Source organism: Gordonia sp. UBA5067 (assembly GCF_002414845.1).
Classification (GTDB): domain Bacteria; phylum Actinomycetota; class Actinomycetes; order Mycobacteriales; family Mycobacteriaceae; genus Gordonia; species Gordonia defluvii.
The window spans coordinates 411-658 of sequence record NZ_DIAX01000086.1; the positions used below are offsets into that span (position 1 = coordinate 411).

Below are 248 nucleotides of genomic sequence, written 5' to 3' on the forward strand. Positions count from 1 at the left end.
CCGTCACCCGGGACGGTGCGGGCATGTGGCCGCCGCCGCCGGTACAGGTGTCGGCGGCGCCAACGGGTCCTGCCGCCGAGGCCAAGCCGGTCGCCGAACCCAAGGCGCCGATGTCGCCGGCCAAGAAGGTCGGCTTGTCCCTGGTCGGGATCCTGCTGTTCGGCGGCCTCATCGCGATCTCGCCGCAGCCGTTGCCGCAGCACTTCACCGTGCTGATTCTCGCGATCGTCATCGGCTACTACGTCATC

Annotated in this window: 1 pseudogene; it reads left to right on the forward strand. The window is 69.8% G+C overall.

Annotation, left to right across the window (positions count from 1 at the left end):
* Nucleotides 1-248 (forward strand): annotated as a pseudogene (locus tag B4M62_RS14345) (NAD(P)(+) transhydrogenase (Re/Si-specific) subunit alpha); the annotation flags it as partial.